This window comes from Actinoplanes sp. NPDC049118, assembly GCF_040648555.1.
Classification (GTDB): domain Bacteria; phylum Actinomycetota; class Actinomycetes; order Mycobacteriales; family Micromonosporaceae; genus Actinoplanes.
Genome location: NZ_JBEZDY010000024.1, coordinates 103,939 through 125,342 on the forward strand (window position 1 = coordinate 103,939; position 21,404 = coordinate 125,342).

The following is a 21,404-nucleotide window of genomic DNA, read 5'->3' on the forward strand; positions in this document are numbered from 1 at the left end:
CAGTGATCGGCCCGGGACGACCCACCCGGCGAAATGGGTGTCAGCACGGATGGTGAGCACGCGTGGTGTCGGCGAGCCTGGAGGCTTGATCTCACCCGGACGGACCCTCGGGGAGGCGTTCGATGATCTCGCGTTCCCGGAGCACCACCGGTTCCCACCGGCAGACGTCCGGGTGCGCCCCGCCGGCGCCGCCGGGTCCGGCCGGTACCGCGAGGACGATGCGATGACCTTGTCGCAGCTGTACGTGGTGTTGCTGGTCAGCGGTATAGCGCTGCTGGCCAGCATCGCCGGCGCCCGGACCGCGAACCGGCTCGGGCTGCCCAGCCTGCTGCTGTTCCTCGCCGTCGGTGTGATCCTCGGCGAGGACGTTCTCGGTCTGCGTTTCGACGACGCGCAGCTCGCGCAGACCGTCGGCACGGCGGCGCTGGGCGTCATCCTCGTCGACGGCGGTCTGAGCACCCGGTGGGCGGACGTCAAGCGCCTTCTGCTGCCGGCCGGTGCGCTGGCCACGGCGGGGGTGGCGATCTCGGTGGTGGTCACGGCGGCCGGCGCGCATCTGCTGCTCGGCATGGACTGGCACCTCGCGCTGCTGCTCGCCGCGATCGTGTCGTCGACCGACGCCGCGGCGGTGTTCGCGGTGCTGCGGGCCCTGCCGTTGCCACGCAGGGTGACCGGGCTGGTGGAGGCCGAGTCGGGTTTCAACGACGCCCCGACGATCATCCTGGTCCTGGTCTTCAGCACCGCGGTCGCGGACCTGCCCGGCCCGGCCGCCATCCTGGGCAACGTCGGCTACCAACTGGCGGTCGGTGCCGGCGCCGGTCTGCTGGCCGGCTGGCTGGGCGCCCTGGCACTGCGGCATGTCGCGCTTCCGGCCACCGGCCTGTATCCGCTGGCCACCGTCGGACTGGGCATCCTCGCGTTCGCCGCGGCCGGCGCGATCAACGCCAGCGGGATCATCGCCGCGTACCTGGCCGGGCTGGTACTCGGCAACGCCGAACTGCCGCACCGTGGCGCCACCCGGTCGTTCGCCGAGGGTGCCGGGTGGCTGGCCCAGATCGGCCTGTTCGTCATGCTCGGCCTGCTCGTCGACCCCGGTGATCTGCCCGCCGCGGTGCTGCCCGCGGTCGCGGTCGGGCTGGTCCTGCTGCTGCTGGCCCGGCCGGCCTCGGTAGTGGCATGCCTGCTGCCGCTGCGCATGCCGTGGCGCGAACAGGCGTTCATCTCCTGGGCCGGGCTGCGCGGCGCGGTCCCGATCGTGCTGGCCACCTTCCCCGTCGTCGCGGGTGTGCCCGGCAGCCAGGAACTGCTCGACATCGTCTTCGTGATGGTGGTCATCTTCACCCTCGTACAGGGTCCTACCCTGCCGTTCCTGGCGCGCCGGTTGCGGCTCACCCGGCCCGAACCGTTACGCGAGATCCAGGTGGAGACCGCACCGCTCGACATCCTCGACGCCGAACTACTCACCATCTCCATCCCGCCGGGGTCGAGGCTGCACCGGGTCGCGGTCTTCGAGCTGCGGCTGCCCGCACCCGCCGCGATCATGCTCATCGTCCGCGACGGGATCTCGCTCGTACCGGACCGCGACACCTACCTGCGTGCCGGCGACGAGCTGCTGCTGATCGCCACCCAGCACACCCGGGAAGCCGCGGAACGGCGGCTGCGCGCCGTCGGCCGTGCCGGACGCCTCGCCGGCTGGCACGGCGAGACCGGCAATCCCGATCCACCGCACCACCCCGCCACCGGCGGCGGCGCCGTGCCGGCCGTCCGGGAACACCGCCGTCGGGCGTCCGTCCGCCGTCACCGCTCGCCCACCGCGAGCCCCGACCCGATCGGAACACCATCATGACCATCGAACGAACCCCACTGCCGGGCATCGGCGTCAGCCACACCCTCGCCACCACGGCCGGGCAACGCCTCGGCGTCATCGCTCACCTCACCGGCCGGCGCGACATCGTCGTCTACGACCTCGCCGACCCGGAACAGGCCGCGTGCACCGTGCCCCTGCGCCGTGACGAGGCGCACCAGATCTCCGACCTGCTCGACGCCACGGTCACGATCGACCACGTCAGCGCGCTCGAGCGGCGGATCAACGGCATCACCGCGGCCCGGATCAGGCTGCCGGCCGGATCGCCGTACGACGGCAGGCCGCTGCCGGACACCCGGGCCGACGCCCTCACGGGCACGTCGATCGTGGCCGTCATCCACGACCGGGACGTCGTCGCCGCCCCGGATCCCGGCTACGTGCTGTGCCACGACGACATCGTCGTCGCCGTCGGCGACCCCGACGGCATCGCCGCACTGAGCGACCTGCTCACCGGCGCGCACGCCGACAGCGCCTGAACCCGGACCAGGAACCAGGGGGAGCTGTCATGGCGGCGGTAGTGGCATGTGCCGTCTTCGCCGTGGCCTTCTTACTCATCGCCACCGAACGGTTCGACCGGGTCGCCGTCGTGCTGGTCGCCGCGGGACTCATCGCGGCACTGCGGATCGTGCCGGGCGAGCACATCTTCTACTCCGCGCACGCCGGGATCGACTGGAACGTCATCTTCCTGCTCCTCGGCATGATGATCATCGTGGGCGTAGTCCGGCAGACCGGCGTCTTCGAGTACCTGTCGATCTGGGTGGTCAAGAGATCGGGCGGGCGCCCGTACCGGATGCTGGTGCTGTTGATCGTCATCACCGCCGTGATCTCGGCCTTCCTGGACAACGTCACGACGGTCATGCTCGTGGCACCCGTGACCATCCTGATGTGCCGACGACTGGGGTACTCGCCGGTGCCGTACCTCATCGCCGAGGTCCTGGCCTCGAACATCGGCGGCGCGGCCACCCTCATCGGTGACCCGCCCAACATCATCATCGCGAGCCGCGCCGGGCTGACGTTCAACGAGTTCCTCGTCCACATGGCACCGGCGGCCACCATCGCGCTTGTCGTGTTCGCGCTGGCGGCCCGGGTGATGTTCCGGCGTTCCTTCACCTACCACCCGGACCGGGTCGACGAGATCCTGGCGCTGGACGAACGCTCCTTCATCACCAGCCCGAAGCTGCTCGCCCGCTGCCTGGTCGTGCTCGGCGTGGTCATCCTCGCGTTCGCGCTGCACGCGACGCTGCACATCGAACCCGCCGTCGTGGCGCTACTCGGCGCCGGCGTCATGGTGCTCGTGTCGGGCACCACCGCGGCGCAGTACCTGGGCGACGTGGAATGGCCGACGCTTGTGTTCTTCATGGGCCTGTTCGTCATGGTCGGCGGCCTGGTGGAGACCGGCGTGATCAGCACACTGGGCACCTGGGCGGTGGACACCACGGGCGACAACTACCTCGGCGCGGCCACCGCGCTGCTGTTCGGCTCGGCCGTGCTGGGCGCATTCTTCGACAACATCCCCTACACGGCGACCATGGCTCCGATCGTGGAGGACATCGTCGCGAAGGCACCCGACCCGGCCACCGGCGACGCGCTCTGGTGGTCCTTCGCACTCGGCGCCGACTTCGGCGGCAACGGCACCGCCGTGGCGGCGAGCGCGAACATCGTCGTGCTCGGCATCGCCGCTCGCCAGGGCCAGCCGATCAGCTTCTGGGAGTTCACCAAGTTCGGCATCGTCACCACGATCCTGACCACGGTCGTCGCGTGGCTCTACGTGTGGCTACGCTACTTCGCCTGAGGTCATCGACAGCCCTGCGTGGCGCGTGCTCAAACGTCGAGCAGGCGTTCGATCGCGCGCAGTTGATGGCGGGCCATGGCCAGATTCGCCCGGTCCTTGTTCAGGACCAGATAGAGGAACAGACCCTTGCCGGATCGGTTGTTCAAGGGCCGGATCAGATGATATTGGCTGTCCAGGGTGATCAGAATGTCCTCGACCTTCTCGGTGAGGCTGAGCATCTCCATAGCGCGTAGCTTCGCGCGCATCACGTCCGTGTTGCCCGCCGCGGCAACCGTCAGGTCAAGGTCCTTGCCGCCGCCGACGGTACCCAGCGCCATGCCGCTGGTGTGATCGACGAGCGCCGCTCCCATGGCACCGTCGATCTGCATCGCGTCCTTGAGTGCCACATCCATTTCCGCCATGTCCGACTCCTCGGGGCTCGTGTGTCGTGATGCCTCGAGGATGGTTGCGGTGGGCGAAAACGGAACGCACATGCTGTCCGGCACGGTTAGGTGGTGGCTTGCCAAAGTAGAGATGTAAGCGGTTCGACTTGAAGACTTTCGCAACTGCACAAGTAGGCAGAACGTTGCGGGTGACAACCCCGACCGGCCACTCGATGAACGGCGCGGACGGCTTCGCCAGACCGCCGGCCGTCGTGACGCCTGACGACGTCACAGTTGCGGTGTGGCGTGCCGGACCAGGCTGCGCAGGACGCGCGCCGAGTCGGCGAGGCTGCCGAAGTTCGACGCCGCGTTGCCGTCCAGATAGGTGGCCGGGATCGGCACCTCCTCGATGCACACGTCGCGGCTGGCGACCGCGAGCAACACGTTCATCTCGTACTCGAACCGCTCGCCGGGAAGCGTGCACAGCCAGGTGAGCAGGTCTGCGGGGTACGCACGCAGCCCGGTCTGGGTATCGGCGACCGCACGTCCGGTGACCCGCCGGAACAGCAGGTCGATGACGACGTTGCCGACGCGGCTGCGCAGCGGCATCCGGTCGAGGCGCCGCACGCCGAGCACGACCCGGCCGCGGCCGGAGCGCTCGAACACGGCGCGGACGTCGGCGGCGCGGTGCTGTCCGTCGCCGTCGGCGGTCACCACGTCGGCACCGGGGTGGGCGGCGGTCGCGTGGCGAAGGCCGCACTTGAGGGCAACGCCTTTGCCCTGGTTGCGGGGGCGGCGCAGCACGGTGCAACCGAGACCGCGCACGGCCGCCAGCACGGCGTCGGCGGACGGCCCGCTGCCGTCGTCGACGACCACCACACCGATCGGGTCCCGGCCGTCCTCCAGCAAGTCGGTGATCAGGGACAGCAACCGCTGCCCCGGGCGGTAGACCGGCAAAAGGACGATCGTGCTCACGTTGCCTCCAGCTGTCGTCGGTGGACAGCCTCTTACCCGGTCGGGGGCGTCAACGCACCTGCCGAGTGAGGCGGGCCACGGCGACCATCCGGCGCTCTCGGCGCAGCAGTGCGTCGCCGCGCGTGGCGCCCAGGAAACCGAGACGGGCCGCCAGCAGCAGGCCCCGGTCGCCGTAGTCCTCGCCGCCGGTCGCCGGCACGTCGACCAGCGCCGCGCCGCGCAGGCGGAGCACCTTGCCGGCGAGGAAGCGGACCCGCGGCAGGTGCCAGGCGTGCGACACCAGGCCGAGGGGGTACGCGGGGCCGAACGCGCGTCCGGCCAGCAGCTCGTCCTCGACGGTGTGCAGCAGGTTCTCCAGAGTGCTACGCGAGCGGGTCTCGGCGTACAGATCGGCATGCTCGTGAAGGCCGGCGGCCCGGGCGGCACGCAGCATCAGGTCGCCCTCGCGTTCCCCGGCCGGCGGCGGCGCGGCGCCGGTGCTCGCCTCCGGCCAGCCGCCGCTGAATATGACGCGAGGCCGGGATAGGTCCGGCAAGACCGGCGAGGCATGGGAGGCGATGTATCGCACGACCGCGTCCACCCGGGCGGCGCTGCTCGGGGTGAGCTCCCAGGCATCCGCCGTGCGGACGACGCCGCGTCCGAAGACCAGCAGGACCCGCGCCGCTGACATGCCGCCACCTTACTGTCCGCGGCGCGTACGCAGGATGGCGATTCCATGCCGGGCGCGGGTTTCAGCTGTCGCCTCGGGCGCCGACTCCGCTGCCGACGGCGTCCCGTCCGGGCTTAGCGGGTCACAGGACGCGGGTGATCCCCTCGGCGGCGATCGGTCGTCGAGTGCGTCGCGATCCAGGTTGGCGCAGAGCACGATCGACGCGCCCGCCGACAGCGGCGCCAGCAGCCAGCCCACGGGCTCCTCCCCCTGGGACGCGTCGATCAGCAGGCGGTCACCCGCCCGCAGGTTCAGCGAGGCCGCAACGCCCAGCGCGATCTCCCCCCACTGCGCGTAGCTCGTACCGTCGGTGTCGGCCGGGTCGTGCTCACGGACCGGCGCGTAGGCCGGGGCGTCCTCCGGGTGGCGCAGCGCCTCGGTGACGAAGTCCAGGTAGCCGGCCGGCACATCGTCGGGCCGTTCGCCGTCCGGTGCCAGGCTCAGGACGTAGCGGTGCCGGGCCGGCGGCACCTCCTCCAGCGGCGCCAACTCCACGAAGTGGTTCTTCTTCGCCTACATCAACGGATAGTCCAGCGCCGTCCCGCTGCACGTTTACTTGCCCTGACCTGCTCAGATAAGGGCATGATCGAGAACATCGAATCGCGTCTCGCCGAGCTTGCCGGGCTGCTCCGGGAGGCCGAGTCGCTCAGGGGCCGGCGCGCCGAGCTGAACCGGCGTCACGCCGAGCTCGCGGCCGCCGTGGCCGAGCTGCGACAGAGCTGGGCCGGCGAGCTCCGCGACGTGGAGCGGCTGGAGAGCGTTTCGCTGTCCCGGGTCCTGGCCGCATTGCGCGGCGCGCACGCCGAGGAGGTGTCCCGTGAGCGGGCGGAGGCGGACGCGGCCGGCTACCGGGTCGCCGACGGGGAGAGCCGACTGGCCGCGATCCAGGCGGAACGCGAGGCGGTCGAGGCTCGGCTGACTGCCCTGGCCGATGTGCCGGCCCGGTTCGCCGCGGCGGTCAACGACAAGGAGCGCCACCTGCTCAGCAGCGGCGGTCCCCAGGTCGCCCGCCTGCTGGCGCTGGCCGAGGAGCGCGGCCGGGTCGAGGCGGAGCTGCGCGAACTCCACGAGGCGGGTATGGCGGCCGAGGCCGCGCTCGGCGCCCTGGGCGAGCTGCGACGTCAGCTCGGTCTGGCGTCCAGCCGCCAGACGACCGACAACCTGCTCGGCGGGGCACTGACCGTGGGCAGGCCGAACTGGCTCGACGGTGTGGGCTGGGCGGCGTCGAGCGCCGACCGCTGCCTGGCCGTGCTGCACATCGAGCTGACCGACGTGGGTCTGGCCCAGCCGCTGGGCAACGTCCCGCGCGGGATCGCGCGGCCGGACGGCATGCAGGCGGTGTTCTTCTCGAACATGCTCATTCGGGAGCAGCTCAACCGGGCGAGCCGCGACGCGGACGCGTCGCTCCAGCTCGTCACCGGGGTACGCCGGGATGTCGCCCTGCGCGCCGAGGCGGCCCGCACCCGCTGGGGCGCGCTGCAGAGCGAACGGCAACACCTCATGACGACCTGACCCGGTGGGCTGCGGGCCAGCTGCCCAGCGGGCGGCCAATGGTGTGGCGTCCGCGGTCAGCGCCAGGGCTGTAGGCCGCGCAGCAGGTGCGCGACGACCGGGGGCACCGTGGTGAGCAGACCGCGCCACGGCAGTCTGGTGGCCTGCATCGCACGGCGCAGCGTGACGGCCTCCGGGTCGGCGGCGGCCGGGCCGAGGACGAGATCCCGTACGAGGGGGCCGGCCGACAGGGCGAGCGCCACTCCGCTGCCGGAGAATCCCACCGCGTACACGACGCGGTCGCTTACGGCAGACCGGGCCAGGTGGGGCACTTCGGTGCGGGTTACGTGGATCGGGCCGCCCCAACGGTGGGTGGGTGTGTGTCCGGCTGCGGCCGGCAGCCGTCGGCGCAGCAGCCGATCGACCGCACGGTGGCCATCGGGCAGTGCGTCGGCGTCCTCTCCGGGCGACACACCTCTGACGTCGGCGGCGCCGAAGAGCAGCCGGCGGTCGTGGGTGCGCCAGTACGGCATGCCGGGGCCGGGTGCGGCCAGGAACAGGCGCTCGCCGCCGAGGGCCTGCGCGTCCGGTTCGGGCAGCGGCTGCCCGGCTCGCATGTACGTATGCAGCGTACGGGCGGATAGCCGGTCGGGCAGGGCCACCGCCGGCGTGTATCCGCCGGTGCAGACCACGACCCGGTCGGCCCGCATCCGGGCGTCGCCGCCGAGGTGCAGCCAGGTCCCGGTGGCGTCCGGCACGACCGCGGCCACGGGGGTGTGCCGGCACAACACGCCCCCGGCCGTGACGAACTCCGCGGCGAGCGAGGCCGCCAGCCGGGCCGGGTGGATGGTCCAGGCGGCCAGCGCCACTCCGGCCCGCGCGGGCGCGGCGCACTGCGCCTCGACGTCGTCGCCCGACCAGTGCTGTGCCTCGATGCCGGCCGCGGCGGTGGCTCGGCCGAGCCAGTCCAGGCCGGCGGCGACGAGGCGGTTGGTGGCGATCAGCAGCATCCGCACCTGGCGGATCTCGCCCGTCGGGTGGTCTGCGGCCAGTTGACGGACCCGCGCCCCGATCCGCGCGTGCAGCAGGCGCTGCATCCGGCGCGGGTCGTGCCCGCCGGCACTGCCGGGCAGCAGCCATGGCAGCACGGCCAGGGGCAGTACCGCGCCGGCGTTGCGGCCGCTCGCGCCGTACCCGGGGTGGCGGGCGTCGAGGACCGCGACCCGGAGGCCGGGCGCGGCGCGTAGCAGGTCGCGGGCGATCGACAGCCCGGCGAAGCCGGCTCCGACCACGGCGACGTCGACCCGGTCGGGCGGCGGTCCGGGCGAGGCCGATCCGCCGTCGGAGGGGGTGTTGCGCCAGTACGCCCCGGTCATGTCCGTGCCTCGATGCCGGCCAGCAACGCTAGGGCGGCCGCCTCCGGCGCTTCCTTCGCGCCCAGTTCCCCGGCCTGTACCGCCTCCCACGCGGTGTAGACGGCGGCGAGGACGAGCCGGGTCTGGAACGATGCGGGCAGGTCCAGCCTGAACTGCCCGGCGTGGCGGCCGCGCCGGATGACCGCGGCGGTGGCTTCCGCCAGCGTCTCGATGCGGGCGGCGACGCCCGGCAGGTCGTCCAGCCATGCACCCTCCCGGAGCAGGAAGGCGAACCGGCCGCCGAGCGGGACGAGTGCGGCGACCAGCCGTACGCACGCCTCGGGCGCGGGCCCCTCCTGCGGACGGGCTTGCGCGACGGCGTGCTCGGCCGCGGCCGCCGCATCCTCGGCGATGCGGGCCAGCAGGCTCTCCCGCGATGGGAACCTGCGGTGCAGGGTCGCGCGGCTGACCCCGGCGGCGTCGGCGAGCTCGGCCATGGTGGCGGTCGGGCGTTGTCCGAGAAGAGCGACCACTGCGTCAGGAACGTCTCGCATGAGACAATGATGTCTCATGCCAGGTGGCGCTGTCCACCCCATCCGCAGCACGTCCTGCCGATCCGCATCCGTAGTGGAGTCTTTACGGAACGCGAACGAAATCCACGTAGGATCTTCATCCGGATCGGGTCTCCCACCCTTGAGCGGGCACCCGTCTGTCCACTATCACCTCGCACAGGAGTCTTGTATGCGAAGTAGGACCGAGCGCCGGCGCGCGCTCGCCGTACCCGTGGTGGCTATGGCACTGGCCGGATCGATGGTGGCGCCCTCCGCGCCGGCCGGGGCCGCACCCGCACCCGAGAACGCCCTCGAGAGCGACTGGCTCGGCCTCGGGTACAACCAGGATCCGCAGTACAGCGGCGGAGGCGCCTGGGCCGCGGACCCGTGGAACCAGATGACCGAGCGCGCGAGCTTCATCAACCCCGGGCTGGTGCGGATCATGGTCAACCGTCCGTGGTTCAACGACCCCGCGAATCCCGGCACCTACACCTGGGACAGCGTGGAGATGAGGAATCTCTACAAGGTCCTGAACTTCTACCGGCAGCGCGGCACCGGCGTGGTGACCGGGATGTGGGGCCTGAACGACCGCGACTACTACGTTTCGACCCCAGCCGCCGAACTCCAGGCCGACCTGGTGAAGCACCTCGTGAAGACCAAGGGCTTCACCAACGTCGTGCGATACAACGGCATCAACGAGCCGAACGTCGGCGATGACGACGACAGCACCGCGCCCATCAGGTACGCGGACTGGGTCACCGCCACCGACAACCTCCGCGTGGAGTTCGACGAGCGGCACCTGGACGCCGGCCTGATCGGTGGGCCGGACACCGCCGAGGCGGGTATCTCCGCCCTCGACGGCGACCTGGGTCTCGAGTCGGTGCAGGGCAGGGCCGCCGAGAAGGAACAGAGCCTCGTCTGGCACCTGGACAAGCTGGCCGGCTTCTCGGTGCGCTTCTACGTGCAGCCACTGCCGCCCAGCGACGCCGTCAAGTGGACGTTCCAGACCTCGAGCGACGGCCAGACCGGGTGGACCGACGTCAAGGTACGCGCGACCGATCCAGCCGAGACCATCGGCGACAAGCCGTGGTACCGGATCGACGTATCACCGGAACAGGCGCTCACCAACGCCAACTACCTCCGGCTGACGATGCCCGCGCTCGCCGGCACCGAGCGGGCGGTCTCCTCGGTCACCCTGCGGCCCCGGTCGGGTGACCCGTTCACCGACGAGATGAACGACACCGGCAAGACCGTGGCGAGCACCCGCGGCTGGACGCACCCGAAGGGCAACGAGGCCAACGACTGGTGGCTGCAGTCCGCGCTGGACGGGCCGCTGGTCGCTCAGCACGAGGTCCACTTCTACGACCACGAGGTCGACCTCGAGTCGCCGTACGACTACCCGGAGAGGGCGCTGTCCGAGGCGGTTCGGCAGGTCAGGGCCGCCAACAACAACGCCTCGGTGATCCTCGGCGAGACCGGCATGAAGGCGCCCGGAAACGACGACGATAAGGACTACTCCTTCAACCTCACGTACGACCACGGCGTCCGGATGGCCGACCTCGCCGTGCAGGAGGCCCGGTCCGGTCTGGACGGCGCCATGGCATGGTGCCTGGACGGGTACGCCCGTAAGAACCCGTGCGGCATGTGGGACCGCTGGCAGAACCCCAAGGACGCGACGCTGCGGCCCTGGTTCTACACCTGGAGCCTGCTGTGCCGGTCGCTGCCGGCCGGATCGAAGATGTACGCACCCGAGCAGCCGGACGACGTGCGGGTCCTGAAGGCCAAGCTGCCCGCGGCGGCCGGCGGCGGCTGGACCTTCGTCCTGGTCAACCGCGGCTCCTCCGCAGCGACGGTACCGATCACCGCGCAGACCGGGACGATCACCCTGGCGAAGTACGTCTACAGCGAGAACAACGCGCCGGTCGACCCGAGGACGCAGTTCCCGGTGCCCGCCGGCAGCCTCACGACAAGTTTCGACAGCGGTCACAACCTGACGGTCGGCCCGAACTCGGTCGTCGTCTTCACCAACGTCGTCGTCCGCTAGAACGCGTCTGACCAATCATGGTCGGCTCCGGTGGACGGCGAGTCGGCTAGTATCGATGTATTTCGATAGTAGGCGCGTCGTAGGCGATCGCGTGCGGCGCGCCCCCTAGCCGGAGGGATCCCGACATGGTCAGCGCAGTAGCCCTTGCCGGCCTGATCACATCGCTGTTGGCACCGACGTCGCCGCTCGCGCCGGCGCAGGCGCAGGCGCAGGCGCAGGCCGAGGTGACGCTGCCCGACGGTGTCGCTGTCGAGGTGGTCGCCGTCAACGGATCCGGCTGCCCGGCAGCCGAGGGCACCGCGACCGTCTCGCCGGACGGCACTCTCATCGAGGTCGAGGCCACCGCGTACCTGGCGTGGGCCGGCGGCGCGGCCACGCCGCCGGACTCCCGGAAGAACTGCCAGCTCAGCCTTCACGTCACGCGACCCGCTGGATGGACGTACGCGATCGTGCGGGCATCCTCCAGCGGCTTCGCCTACCTACCCGAGGGCGCCACCGGGACGACCCGGATCAGCCTCTACTTCCAGGGCATGTCACCGACGACCATGCTGACCACCACCTTCGACGCGCCGATGGCCTCGACCTGGCGGACCGCCGACACCGTCGCGCCCGACCGGCTCACGTTCGCCCCCTGCGACACCGAGCGCAACCTCAACATCAACACCGAACTGAGGGTCAAGCCGGGTGACGACCGCTCGGCCGACGTCGTCATGGTCCGCGAGGCCGTCACCTCGTACCGGCTGACCTGGGTGCGCTGCTAAGGCGCGCTTGGATCAGTTCGCTCGGGCGTTGACGTGCATGCCGACCGCGTTGTGCGGGCCGACGGTGACGGTCGCCCGTCGCGCGTTGTCGACGGTGACAGAGGGTCCCGTGCAGCCGCTTGCACCGCGGTCGCCGTGCACCACGTCGCAGTAGACGCCGGGCGCCAGTCCGGTCTGGAAAGTGCGCGTCAACCAGCCGTCCTCGTGGTTGATGACCACGAAACCGCGGTCGCCGCGGCCGAAGGCGATCTGGTCGTTGCCGTTGCTCCACCAGTCGTTGACCCCGGTGCCCTTGACGGCGTTGTGGAAGGCCACCATGTTGCCGATCTCGGGCCAGCGATGCTCGCATTTCCACTGGCCGTTGAAACACGTCACGTCCGTGATTCGGCCGTCGGAGTGCTGCGGCGCCCCCTGATCCTTGTCGCCGAACTCGTAGCCGGACATCACCGACGGCGACCCGTACGGCCACGCGAGCATGAAGACGTTGGCCAGGGTGTAGGTGGCCCCGTCCCGGTAGGTCAGGGTCGAGCCGTTGCGCTGAGTGTCGTGGTTGTCGACGAAGGGGACCGCGACCGTGCCGTTGAGGTGGCCCCAGCCCTCGCCGAAGTTCTGCAGGTAGGCCAGCCGCTCCTGCTGGAAGACCCGCTTGAGGTCGCGGCCGTAGCGGAACTCGTGCACGTCGCCCACCCACGCGTACTCGTTCGGCTGGACCGACTCGCCTTCGCCCTGGATCATCTCCTGCACCAGGTATGCGGGCCGGCTGAGCCTGCCCTTCACCGCCGCGATGTCGTCGGGCGTCATGTGCTTCGCCGCGTCGACACGGAAGCCGTCCACGCCGAGGCTGAGCAGGTCGTTGAAGTAGCCGGCGAGCCGGGCGCGCACGGCGTCGCTCTCGGTTCTGAGGTCGGGCAGCCGGACGAGCTCGCAGTTGCGCACCCGCCACGCATCCGTGCGGTAGTCAGCCTCATTGATCGGGCAGCTGTCATGGAAGTCCCAGCTCGCGTAGGTGCCGGGAAAGTCGCGGTTGGCGTACGAGCTGCCCGCCCAGCCGCTGCCCGAGCCCTCGGCCATGTGGTTGATGACCGCGTCCGCGATCACCTTCACACCGGCGTTGTGGCAGTCCCGCACCATGTCCGCGAACTGGCCGCGGGTGCCCTTGTTGGATTCGATCTTGTAGCTGACCGGCTGATAGGCGACCCACCACTGGCCGCCGCGGCGATGCTCCTGCGGCGGAGACACCTGCACGTAGCCGTAGCCCTTCGGCCCGAGGTAGTCGCGGCACTCGCGGGCCACTGAGGGCCAGTTCCACTCGAAGAGGGTGACGATGACGTCCTTGGCTCCCGGTGCCGCCTGGGCGGGTGGTTGCCCTCCCGCCACGCCGGCAGCGGTTGCGACCAAGGCGGCGACCACTGCCCCCGCCGTTATCCACCGTCTCCTGGCCATCGCTCCTCCTCCTCGGCGACCATTCCGCGCCGGCCGAAACCTCCGTGAAATAATCTACGAAAGTTGATGCAAGAACTTACAGAGCCTGTAACCTCTCGTCAATGTCCTCGCCCAGGTCAGTTCCGGGCGCGCCAGGGACGGCCGGCCGCCCGGTCGGGAGCTTCGGACGGCCGGCGGATCGTCAGAGGAAGCGGACGTCCCTGGCGACTCGCAAGGTGCCAGCGCCGGCCGCTCCGCCGATCAGGGCGGCAACCGCAGCGGAGGCGCCCGTGATCCAGGCGAGGACTCCGGCAAGACCGGCGATCACGAGCACGATCGCAATCAGAATGACCGTACCCAGGTGCACCACAGCGACCGGAAATCGCTCACCAGCTCCTGGACGATCCCGCCCTCGACGCCTGGCCAATCAACCCGGACGACTCCCTCGCCGCGGACGCCGACCTGCTCAACGGCCCGACCCCTCGTTCATGAGTCCTGGGTGGCTCGTCCGGTTCTCGACCTCGTGGAGGTCGATGGTCAGTCGTTCTGACGCTCCCGTGATCATCTCGACCCGGCGGGCGGCGGCTCCGCCGCCGCGGGATGCCTGCGAGGGTATGATCGCGTGTGGCGCAGCCCGCGCGCCGTACCTCCTGACCGGCGAACCACGCACGCCGGCGATGCGGGGGCGAAGGTGGCCTTCATGCCGTCGCGGAGCGTTAGTGAAAGCTGTCCATGTCCAGCCGCAGGCAGCCGGACGGGGCGCGGCGAGCCGGCGTGGGGCAGAGCCGCTGCCGCCGTCCAGGACAGGACAGAACGTGACCGGACAACGCCGACTCAAGCAGCTGGTGCGAGAGCGCATGGCGCGTACCGGCGAGTCGTACACCACCGCCCGCCGCCATGTGGTCCGACCGGAGCCGCCCGCACTGCCGGGCGGTCTGGTTCCCGGCTACGACACGTTCGGGCCCGGGCAGCACCGGCTCAGTTCACTCGCCGTGCATCTGCTGCGCCAAGGCGGGATCACGTGCTCGGAGGCGCTGGTGTGCGGGCTCGCCGGAGGCATCGGCTTCATGTACGCGGTCTTCGAGTACCGCGGCATGCCGCCGATGCTGACGATTGTGGCCCAGCACCACCCCGAACCCTGGATCACGTCGGCGCTGAGCCGACTGCCAATCTCATTCGTCGAGGAGCACAGCACGTCGCCGTCGCGGGCCCTGGCCGCCCTGCGCGCCGCCGTCGAGCAGGGCAAGCCGGTCTATGTCAGCGTGGACCGGTCGCGGCTACCCTGGCACAGCGGCGAGGCGGCGCTCGCGACGGAGCCGTATGGCGTGGTGGTGGCCGGCATCGACGGCGGCGCCGTGCTCATCGACGACTCCGCCGCGGTGCCGCACCGGCTGTCGATCGACGAGTTCGCGGCGGCCTGGGCCGGGCACAAGAAGGGCCGGCACCACCGGATCGTGCTGGAAACCGTCAGCGCCGGCCGGCCGGATATCGAAGGCGCGATCGCGACCACCGTCGCGCACCTCACCGGGCCGGTACTCGGGCACAGCTTCGACGCGAACTTCGGCTTCTCCGGCATGCGTCGGTTCTCCGATCAGCTACGCGACGGCCGATCCAAGTCAGGATGGCAGCGCAGATTCGGTTCGGCGGAGTCGTTCGGCATGGCGATGCGCCGGCTCTACGAATGCCTCGAACTGTCGCACACCGCTCCGGGCGGCACCCGCCCGCTCTACGCGGACTTCCTGGACGAGGCGGCCGGCCTACTGGACCGACCGGCGCTGTCCGACGCGGCGAAGCTGTTCCGCGAGTCGGGCGTCCACTGGTCGGCGCTTGCCGCACGGGCCGAAGCGCACGCGGGCGAGTACGGCGAATTGTGCGAGCGCCGGATGTTGCTCGCCATGAGCGGCGCCAACGTACGCGAGACCGACGAACGCATCGCCGCGCTGCCGCCGGTGCCCGACCCCGGCGTCGACGGCCGAGCCGCATTGTTCGCCGAGATGGCCGACCTGGTCGACACCGCGCACGACCTGGAAGCCCGCGCGGTCGAGATACTCGCCAGCTGACGCTGCGGGGCCGGAGAGAACACGGCAGACCAAGACAGGCGCCCCGACCTGCTTGAGCGCAGGTCGGGGCGCCTCGCATGGCGCTGCGGCCCGTTCCCGAACGCCGAACGAAGCCCTGGCCCGAACAACGTCGATCGGATCGGGGGCACATCCTGCATGCAGGGGATCAGATCCGGATACGAGTCGAGTGTCCTCACCAGTGCATTGCGCCGCTCACCGAGTACCCACCCTCGCGGACCGAGAAGAACGGCGGCGGCGCCGTGCACATCCGCGGCGCCGGCGAATCGTCGAGGTAGGGGCTCTTCCCGCCGGTGAACCCGACCAGATCCCGCCATCCCAGATCCGCGACGCTGAACCCGATCCGGGTGTGCATCAGCTCCTGACCGTTCTCCGAAGCGTCCACGACCTCCCCGGTGACCGTCGCCTGGCCGCCCGAAGCCATCAGGCAGTCCACCTTGATCGAGTACCAGACGACCTCATTCTGCGCGGCGAAGTGGTGCCGCAGGGTGGCGGTGCCCCACGACGCAGTCGGAAAGGGGCCGGGTCGGTCGTGGCGGGCGTAAGCGTCCACTGTGAACCGCACCTCGTCAGCTGCCGACGGCGGATAGGTCACCAGGGCCGACCCGCGCAGGCGGGAGATCTGCGCATCGGCTCCGGCGTTCGCGGCGGACGGCAGGCAGAGCACCGACACCATCCCGGCGGCAAGGGCCACGGCTTTTCGTGACAGCGGCATCGCTTCCTCCGTACGGATTCGATCGTTGTGCATCCATCCTCGGAGTGGTGCGCTGTGACCGACCTGAGGCCCACTCAGGCCGGACTCAGCCGACGTGGAGGCTGGTGGTTCGCGCCGAGACCGCGCCGGAACGGTCGAGGCGCCTCGGCAGCTCCCTCCCATGCGCGCCCTCATCCACCAGTGCTTTGGTCAGACCACTCGCGGTCAGACTGGAGCCGGGCGGCCGATCACGCCGGTGCCATCGGCCACCGCCATCCGCACCCTGTCCACCTCTCGATCATTCGGGTTCGCGACATGACGGAAGAGGCCGCGCGAATGTGACGGTCAGCGAGAGAATGGCCCGGCGAGTGAGGAGCGACCAGCCGCCTAAGCAACATAGAGAAAAATCATGCCAAAAGTAGCATCATCCGATATGTGGGTGAGGAACTGCTGTACCTGAGTGACCGGACGCAGGTCACCCGCCACACCCCATCCGACGGTCCCGCCGTGGTCCGCAAACACGCCACCGGGGCCGGCGCGATCCGCCGCATCGAACACGAACGTGCCGTACTGGAGAAGCTCGCCGGTCTGCCCGGCGTCCCCCGCCTCGCCGCGCACCAGGCGCGCCGGACCCTGGTCATGCAGGACGAGGGCGGCGCCCCGCCGCCGGCCGGGCCGATGCCCCTGCCCGACCTGGTCCGCACCGCACACGCCCTGGCCACGACGATCGCCGCGGTCCACCGCGCCGGCGTCCTGCACCGCGACATCACCCCGGCCAACGTCGTGCTGCGCCCGGACGCTCCCCCGCTGCTCATCGACTTCGACCTCGCGCTGACCGGCGCCCCGGAAACGGACGAAGGCCCTGTCGGCACTCTCGGGTTCCTGGCGCCCGAGCAGACCGGCCGCACCGGCCTGAGCACCGACCGCCGCGCCGACCTCTACGGCCTCGGCGCCACCCTGTACACCCTCGCCACCGGCACTCCCCCGGTCACCGGCTACGACCCTCTGGAGCTGGTGCGCGACACCCTGGTCGGCACCCCGTCCGCCTCGGGTCTGCCACCACGGCTGGGCGACATCATCATGCGGCTACTGGACAAGGACCCGGACCGGCGCTATCAGAGCGCCGAGGGCCTGGCCCACGATCTCGCCCGCTGGACCGCCGACCCGGACGGCGACTGGACGCCGGGCGACCGGGACTTCCCGCCGTTCCTGCCGGCACCGCCCATCCTGGTCGGCCGGGACCCGCAGATCGGCGCCCTGGCCACGGCCCTGGACCGGGCGCTCCGCGGCGACGGCCGGGCCGTGCTGGTCAGCGGCCCGGCCGGGATCGGCAAAAGCACCCTGATACGAACGCTGCGACCGCTGATCGCCGCTCGCGGCGGCTGGTTCCTCGCCGGCAAGTACGAGCAGTTCCGTACCGGTGTCGACGCCGGCGGCACGGGCCAGGTGATCAGAAACCTGGCCAGGCTGCTGCTCGCCCTACCGGAGGCGGAGCTGGCGGGCCACCGGGAACGGCTGGTCGCCGCACTGAATCCGGTCGGCAAAGTGATGTCCGGCGCGGTGCCCGAGCTGGACATACTTCTCGGCGGGCAGGTGGCGGCCGAGCCGCTGGACCTGGTCACCCCGCCGGCCTGGGCCAGCGGAACCTCGGTCACGCTGCTGCGCACGGTAGCGGCGCACCGTCCCCTGGTCATGGTGGTCGACGACCTGCAGTGGGCGACCGGCACATCGCTGCGGGTGCTGGACGAGCTGGTGACCGCCGGGCCGGTCCCCGGGCTGCTGGTCGTGTGCGCCTACCGGGACGAGGAGACCGACGCCGGCCGTCCGCTCGCCGGCCTCGCCGCGCGCTGGGAGCGCGACGGACTCGCCGGGCCGCCGGTACGGCTGGCCGGGCTGGACCGGGCCGGGCTGGCCGAGCTGACCGGGGCGGTGCTGCGCCTCGAGCCCTCGGCCGCGAGGTCGCTCGCCGACCTGATCGGCACGGCGACCTCCGGGAATCCGTACGCCACCGTTGAACTGATCAACGGGCTTCGCGCGGAGGGCCTGCTGACGCCGGCGGAAGGCGGTTGGGACTGGGACCCTGATCCGGTACGGAATTTCGTCACCCGCCACCGCCTGCCGCAACTGCTCACCGCCCGCCTGGAGCAGCAGGCGGCGACGACCCGGCGCCTGCTGGTGGCACTGACCTGTCTCGGCAGCAACGTCCCTGCGGAACTGCTCGCCACCGCCACCGCGATCCCGCCTGCCACCCTCCCGGCACACCTCGCTCCCGCCGTCGCCGATGGACTGATCACTGCGGACGGCACCGTCAAGTTCTGCCACGACCTGGTCCTGAAGGCGGCCCGGGATCTGCTCCCGGCCGCCGAGATGGATCGATCGCGGCTGGCGATGGCCCGTCGCCTGGCCGCACACAGCGGCTACGAGCAGCAGGCCGCCGAGCAGTACCTCGCGACAACCGGCCTCATCGGCGACGACCGCGAGCGCCGGACCGCGTCGGCCCTGCTGCACCAGGCCGGCCGCCGCGCCGCGCGGATGACCAATTATCCGGCCGCCGACGAACTGCTGGCCGCCGCCGACCGGGTCCTCGCCGCCGGCGATGCCACAGACCGGGACGCGATCGCGGTGGACCGGCACACCACGCTCTTCTGCCTGGGCCGGCACGCCGAGGCCGACCGGATCTACCGCGATCTCGCCGCCCGCTCCCCGGACCCTCTCGTCCTGGTCACGGCCACCGCCGTGCAGATCAACAGCCTGACCCAGCGCGACGAGTGCGACGCGGCGATCGCGCTCGGGCTCGACGCGCTGCGGCGGTTCGGCATCACCCCGCCGGCCGACCTGGCCGCGGACAACCAGCGCGCGGTGCTCGAGCTCCGGGACTGGGTGGCCGACCGTGGGGCGGCCTACCCGACGCGGGAGTGCACCGATCCGCGGATCGTCGCGGTGGCCCGGATCCTGCAGCGGATGCTTGTGCCCACCTTCGTGGCCGACCCGGACCTGCACGCCTGGCTGGTGCTGCAGGCACACGTGCTGTGGCAACAGAACGGGGTGTGCCCTCCGCTGACCGGCACCCTGGGCGGGGCCATCCGCGTGACGAGTTGGCTGCTCGACGACCACCGCACCGGATACCTGCTGACCGGGCACGCGCTTCGGGCCGCCCGCGAGCACGGTTACCATGCGGCGGCGGCGGTGGCCGCCTACCAGCACCTGATGCTGGCCGCGCCCTGGTTCGAGCCGCTGGAGGAGGTCGTCGAGGGCTGCTGGCAGGCCCGCGACGAGCTCCTCGCGGTCGGCGACGTGCAGATCGCCGGCTGGCACTCGGCCCGATTGCTGGTCCTGCTGCTGGAGACCGAGGACTCGCTGCAGACCTGCGCCGAGGAGACCGCGGCAGTGCTGGCCTTCGCGGAACGGACCGGCAACTGGTACGCCCGGCTGATCACTCTCGGACATCGGCAATTGATCCAAGTGTTGCGTGGGCAAACCGGCGAGGGCTTCGACGAAGCGGCGTACCTGGACGAGATCGGCGAGAACTCGGCCCTGCTGACCGACTATCACCTGAACCGGGCCCTGGCCGCGCTGCTCAGCGACGACACCGCGGCCCTGGAGGAGCACTCGGCCGCGGCGATGGCGCGCTGCAAGGCGATCCGCGGGTTCTACACCAGTGCGCTCGCGCGGGTCACCCGCTGCCTCAGCGACCCCTCCCCCGCGTCTGCGGACGCCCGGGACTGGCTGGCCCGCCGGGCCGCCGACGCGCCCCACAACTTCCGACCGCTGCTGCTGCTCGTGGACGCCGAGATGGCCCAGGCCGGTGGCGACGCCGTCGCCGCGATCCGGCTTTACGACGAAGGCCTGCACGAGGTGACGGGCCGCCCGTGGCATCACGCCCTGCTCGCCGAGCGGGCCGCCCGCCTGCACCTGGCGCAGGGGCTGACGCACGCCGGGCGCCGGCTGCTGGTCGAGGCGCGCGACGCGTACCGGGCGTGGGGCGCCGGCGGCCCGGTCGCACGCCTCGAGGCCGAGCACCCGTTCCTGCGGAACACGGCGAGCGGCGGCCCGGGCAGCGGCGCCGACCACCTGGACCTGATGGCGATCCTGCGCGCGTCGCGGGCGCTCAGCTCGCAGACGACGCTCGCCGGACTGACCACGCAGGTGATCGACGTGCTCTGCGCGATGACCGGAGCCACCGACGTGCATCTGTCGCTGCGCGGCCGCACCGTCTCCGGCTCCTCCACCACCGGCCTGCCGGTGTCCGCCGTCCGTTACGTCCAGCGCACCCAGCACCCGCTGCTGGTCGCCGACGCGACCCGGGACGACCGGTTCTCGCAAGATCCGTACCTGGCAGGTCTCGACGCCTGCAGCCTGCTGGTCATCCCGTTACCCTGCCAGAGCGCCAACGACGCCGTCCTGGTCCTGGCCAACCAGCGGCAGCCCGGCGTCTTCTCCACCGGCCGCCTGGAGACCGTCGAGCTGATCGCCGGTCAGCTGGCCGTCTCCCTGGACAACGCCCTGCACTACGACTGGCTGGAGAGCGAGGTCCGGGCCCGCACGGCGGAGATCGCCGACCGCAACCGCGAGCTGGAGGCCGCCAACCAGCTCAAGGCCGACCTGATCGGCATGCTCGGCCACGAGATCAACAATCCACTAGGCACGATCCTCGGCAGCCTCGACCTGGCCCTGACCGGCGATCCCCTGCCGTCGTCGGCGGACCAACTGGTCGCCAAGGCGCACGGCGCCACCCGGCGGCTGGCCGGCATCGTCGAGGAGGTGCTCGCCCTGGTCAGCATCGACGCCGGCCGGCTCACCGCGACCCCGCGCCCGGTCCGGGTGGCCGACCACATCGAGGCCGCGCTCGGCGCCACCGCCACCACCGCGGTCACCGTCTCCTGTCCGCCCGACCTCGCCGCCGCCGTCCAGCCCGGCCACCTCGACCAGATCCTCTCCAACCTGATCAGCAACGCGGACAAGTACGGCGGCGGGGTCGAGGCCATCCACGCGCACGACTCCGACGGCGGCCCTGTGACCATCGACGTCGCCGACCGGGGCCCGGGCGTGCCGCCGGAGTTCCGCGACCGGCTGTTCGGCCGTTTCGCACGCGCCGAGAGCACCGCCGGGAAGGTCGCCGGCACCGGGCTGGGCCTGTACATCGTTCGCGAACTGGCTCGTGCCAACGGCGGCGACGTACGCTATCGCCCCTCGCCCGTGCGCGGATCGACTTTCGTCGTCTCACTTCCGCCGGCGACCGTTGTCACGGTGGGGACTCACCCGGACCTGAGCAGCCCCTGAGTTCCGACGAGCAACGGGAACGCCGT

At 71.1% G+C, this 21,404-nt stretch carries 17 protein-coding genes; 8 read left to right on the top strand and 9 right to left on the bottom strand.

Features of this window, described 5'->3' with window-relative positions:
* Positions 1–85: 85 nt before the first annotated feature.
* From AB0B58_RS31805 to AB0B58_RS31815, 3 genes are read left to right on the top strand one after another with little or no spacing between them, the layout of a single operon-like run.
* Positions 86–1,846, top strand: a complete 1,761-nt coding sequence (locus AB0B58_RS31805) for a potassium/proton antiporter (RefSeq protein ID WP_360231047.1) — start codon at positions 86–88, stop codon at positions 1,844–1,846.
* Positions 1,843–2,340: a TrkA C-terminal domain-containing protein gene (locus tag AB0B58_RS31810; RefSeq protein ID WP_360231050.1), complete on the top strand. Its 498-nt coding sequence runs from the start codon at positions 1,843–1,845 to the stop codon at positions 2,338–2,340. The genes AB0B58_RS31805 and AB0B58_RS31810 overlap by 4 nt, the downstream gene beginning before the upstream one ends.
* A gap of 29 nt (positions 2,341–2,369) precedes the next feature.
* The gene (locus AB0B58_RS31815) at positions 2,370–3,656 is read left to right on the top strand and encodes an ArsB/NhaD family transporter (RefSeq protein ID WP_360231053.1); all 1,287 of its coding nucleotides are present in this window, start codon (positions 2,370–2,372) and stop codon (positions 3,654–3,656) included.
* Between the two features lie 29 nt (positions 3,657–3,685).
* Here the strand turns inward: AB0B58_RS31815 and AB0B58_RS31820 are convergent, their stop codons facing one another.
* From AB0B58_RS31820 to AB0B58_RS31835, 4 genes are all read right to left on the bottom strand, one after another.
* On the bottom strand, positions 3,686–4,057 hold the full coding sequence (locus tag AB0B58_RS31820) for a hypothetical protein (protein WP_360231056.1): 372 nt from the start codon (positions 4,055–4,057) through the stop codon (positions 3,686–3,688).
* A 249-nt stretch (positions 4,058–4,306) separates the two neighbouring features.
* Positions 4,307–4,993, bottom strand: a complete 687-nt coding sequence (locus AB0B58_RS31825) for a glycosyltransferase family 2 protein (protein ID WP_360231059.1) — start codon at positions 4,991–4,993, stop codon at positions 4,307–4,309.
* Positions 4,994–5,042: 49 nt separating this feature from the next.
* Positions 5,043–5,663 (bottom strand): ElyC/SanA/YdcF family protein, encoded by a 621-nt coding sequence (locus AB0B58_RS31830; RefSeq protein ID WP_360231062.1) that lies wholly within the window; start codon positions 5,661–5,663, stop codon positions 5,043–5,045.
* Between the two features lie 9 nt (positions 5,664–5,672).
* Positions 5,673–6,197: a hypothetical protein gene (locus AB0B58_RS31835; protein WP_360231065.1), complete on the bottom strand. Its 525-nt coding sequence runs from the start codon at positions 6,195–6,197 to the stop codon at positions 5,673–5,675.
* Positions 6,198–6,284: 87 nt separating this feature from the next.
* Between AB0B58_RS31835 and AB0B58_RS31840 the strand changes: the two genes are divergently transcribed.
* A complete protein-coding gene (locus AB0B58_RS31840; RefSeq protein ID WP_360231068.1) occupies positions 6,285–7,214 on the top strand; it encodes a hypothetical protein in 930 nt (309 codons plus the stop codon).
* A gap of 56 nt (positions 7,215–7,270) precedes the next feature.
* Here the strand turns inward: AB0B58_RS31840 and AB0B58_RS31845 are convergent, their stop codons facing one another.
* Entirely contained in the window at positions 7,271–8,569 is a 1,299-nt protein-coding gene (locus AB0B58_RS31845) for an FAD-binding oxidoreductase (protein ID WP_360231071.1), read from the bottom strand.
* Complete coding sequence (locus tag AB0B58_RS31850) at positions 8,566–9,102, bottom strand: helix-turn-helix domain-containing protein (protein WP_360231074.1); 537 nt, start codon at positions 9,100–9,102, stop codon at positions 8,566–8,568. The genes AB0B58_RS31845 and AB0B58_RS31850 overlap by 4 nt, the downstream gene beginning before the upstream one ends.
* A 187-nt stretch (positions 9,103–9,289) precedes the next feature.
* Here AB0B58_RS31850 and AB0B58_RS31855 point away from each other — a divergent pair, with 187 nt between their 5' ends.
* Together AB0B58_RS31855 and AB0B58_RS31860 are read left to right on the top strand one after the other, a co-directional pair.
* A complete protein-coding gene (locus AB0B58_RS31855; RefSeq protein WP_360231077.1) occupies positions 9,290–11,143 on the top strand; it encodes a hypothetical protein in 1,854 nt (617 codons plus the stop codon).
* Positions 11,144–11,268: 125 nt separating this feature from the next.
* Positions 11,269–11,904, top strand: a complete 636-nt coding sequence (locus AB0B58_RS31860) for a DUF4360 domain-containing protein (protein ID WP_360231080.1) — start codon at positions 11,269–11,271, stop codon at positions 11,902–11,904.
* A 12-nt stretch (positions 11,905–11,916) separates the two neighbouring features.
* Here the strand turns inward: AB0B58_RS31860 and AB0B58_RS31865 are convergent, their stop codons facing one another.
* The gene (locus AB0B58_RS31865; protein WP_360231083.1) at positions 11,917–13,347 is read right to left on the bottom strand and encodes an alpha-amylase family protein; all 1,431 of its coding nucleotides are present in this window, start codon (positions 13,345–13,347) and stop codon (positions 11,917–11,919) included.
* Positions 13,348–13,528: 181 nt separating this feature from the next.
* The gene (locus tag AB0B58_RS31870; protein WP_360231086.1) at positions 13,529–13,693 is read right to left on the bottom strand and encodes a hypothetical protein; all 165 of its coding nucleotides are present in this window, start codon (positions 13,691–13,693) and stop codon (positions 13,529–13,531) included.
* A 448-nt stretch (positions 13,694–14,141) separates the two neighbouring features.
* Here AB0B58_RS31870 and AB0B58_RS31875 point away from each other — a divergent pair, with 448 nt between their 5' ends.
* Positions 14,142–15,386 (top strand): BtrH N-terminal domain-containing protein, encoded by a 1,245-nt coding sequence (locus AB0B58_RS31875; RefSeq protein ID WP_360231089.1) that lies wholly within the window; start codon positions 14,142–14,144, stop codon positions 15,384–15,386.
* A gap of 193 nt (positions 15,387–15,579) precedes the next feature.
* Here the strand turns inward: AB0B58_RS31875 and AB0B58_RS31880 are convergent, their stop codons facing one another.
* Positions 15,580–16,119, bottom strand: coding sequence for a hypothetical protein (locus AB0B58_RS31880; protein WP_360231092.1), 540 nt, complete (start codon positions 16,117–16,119; stop codon positions 15,580–15,582).
* Between the two features lie 414 nt (positions 16,120–16,533).
* Here AB0B58_RS31880 and AB0B58_RS31885 point away from each other — a divergent pair, with 414 nt between their 5' ends.
* Entirely contained in the window at positions 16,534–21,378 is a 4,845-nt protein-coding gene (locus AB0B58_RS31885) for an AAA family ATPase (RefSeq protein ID WP_360231095.1), read from the top strand.
* The last annotated feature ends 26 nt before the right edge of the window (positions 21,379–21,404 follow it).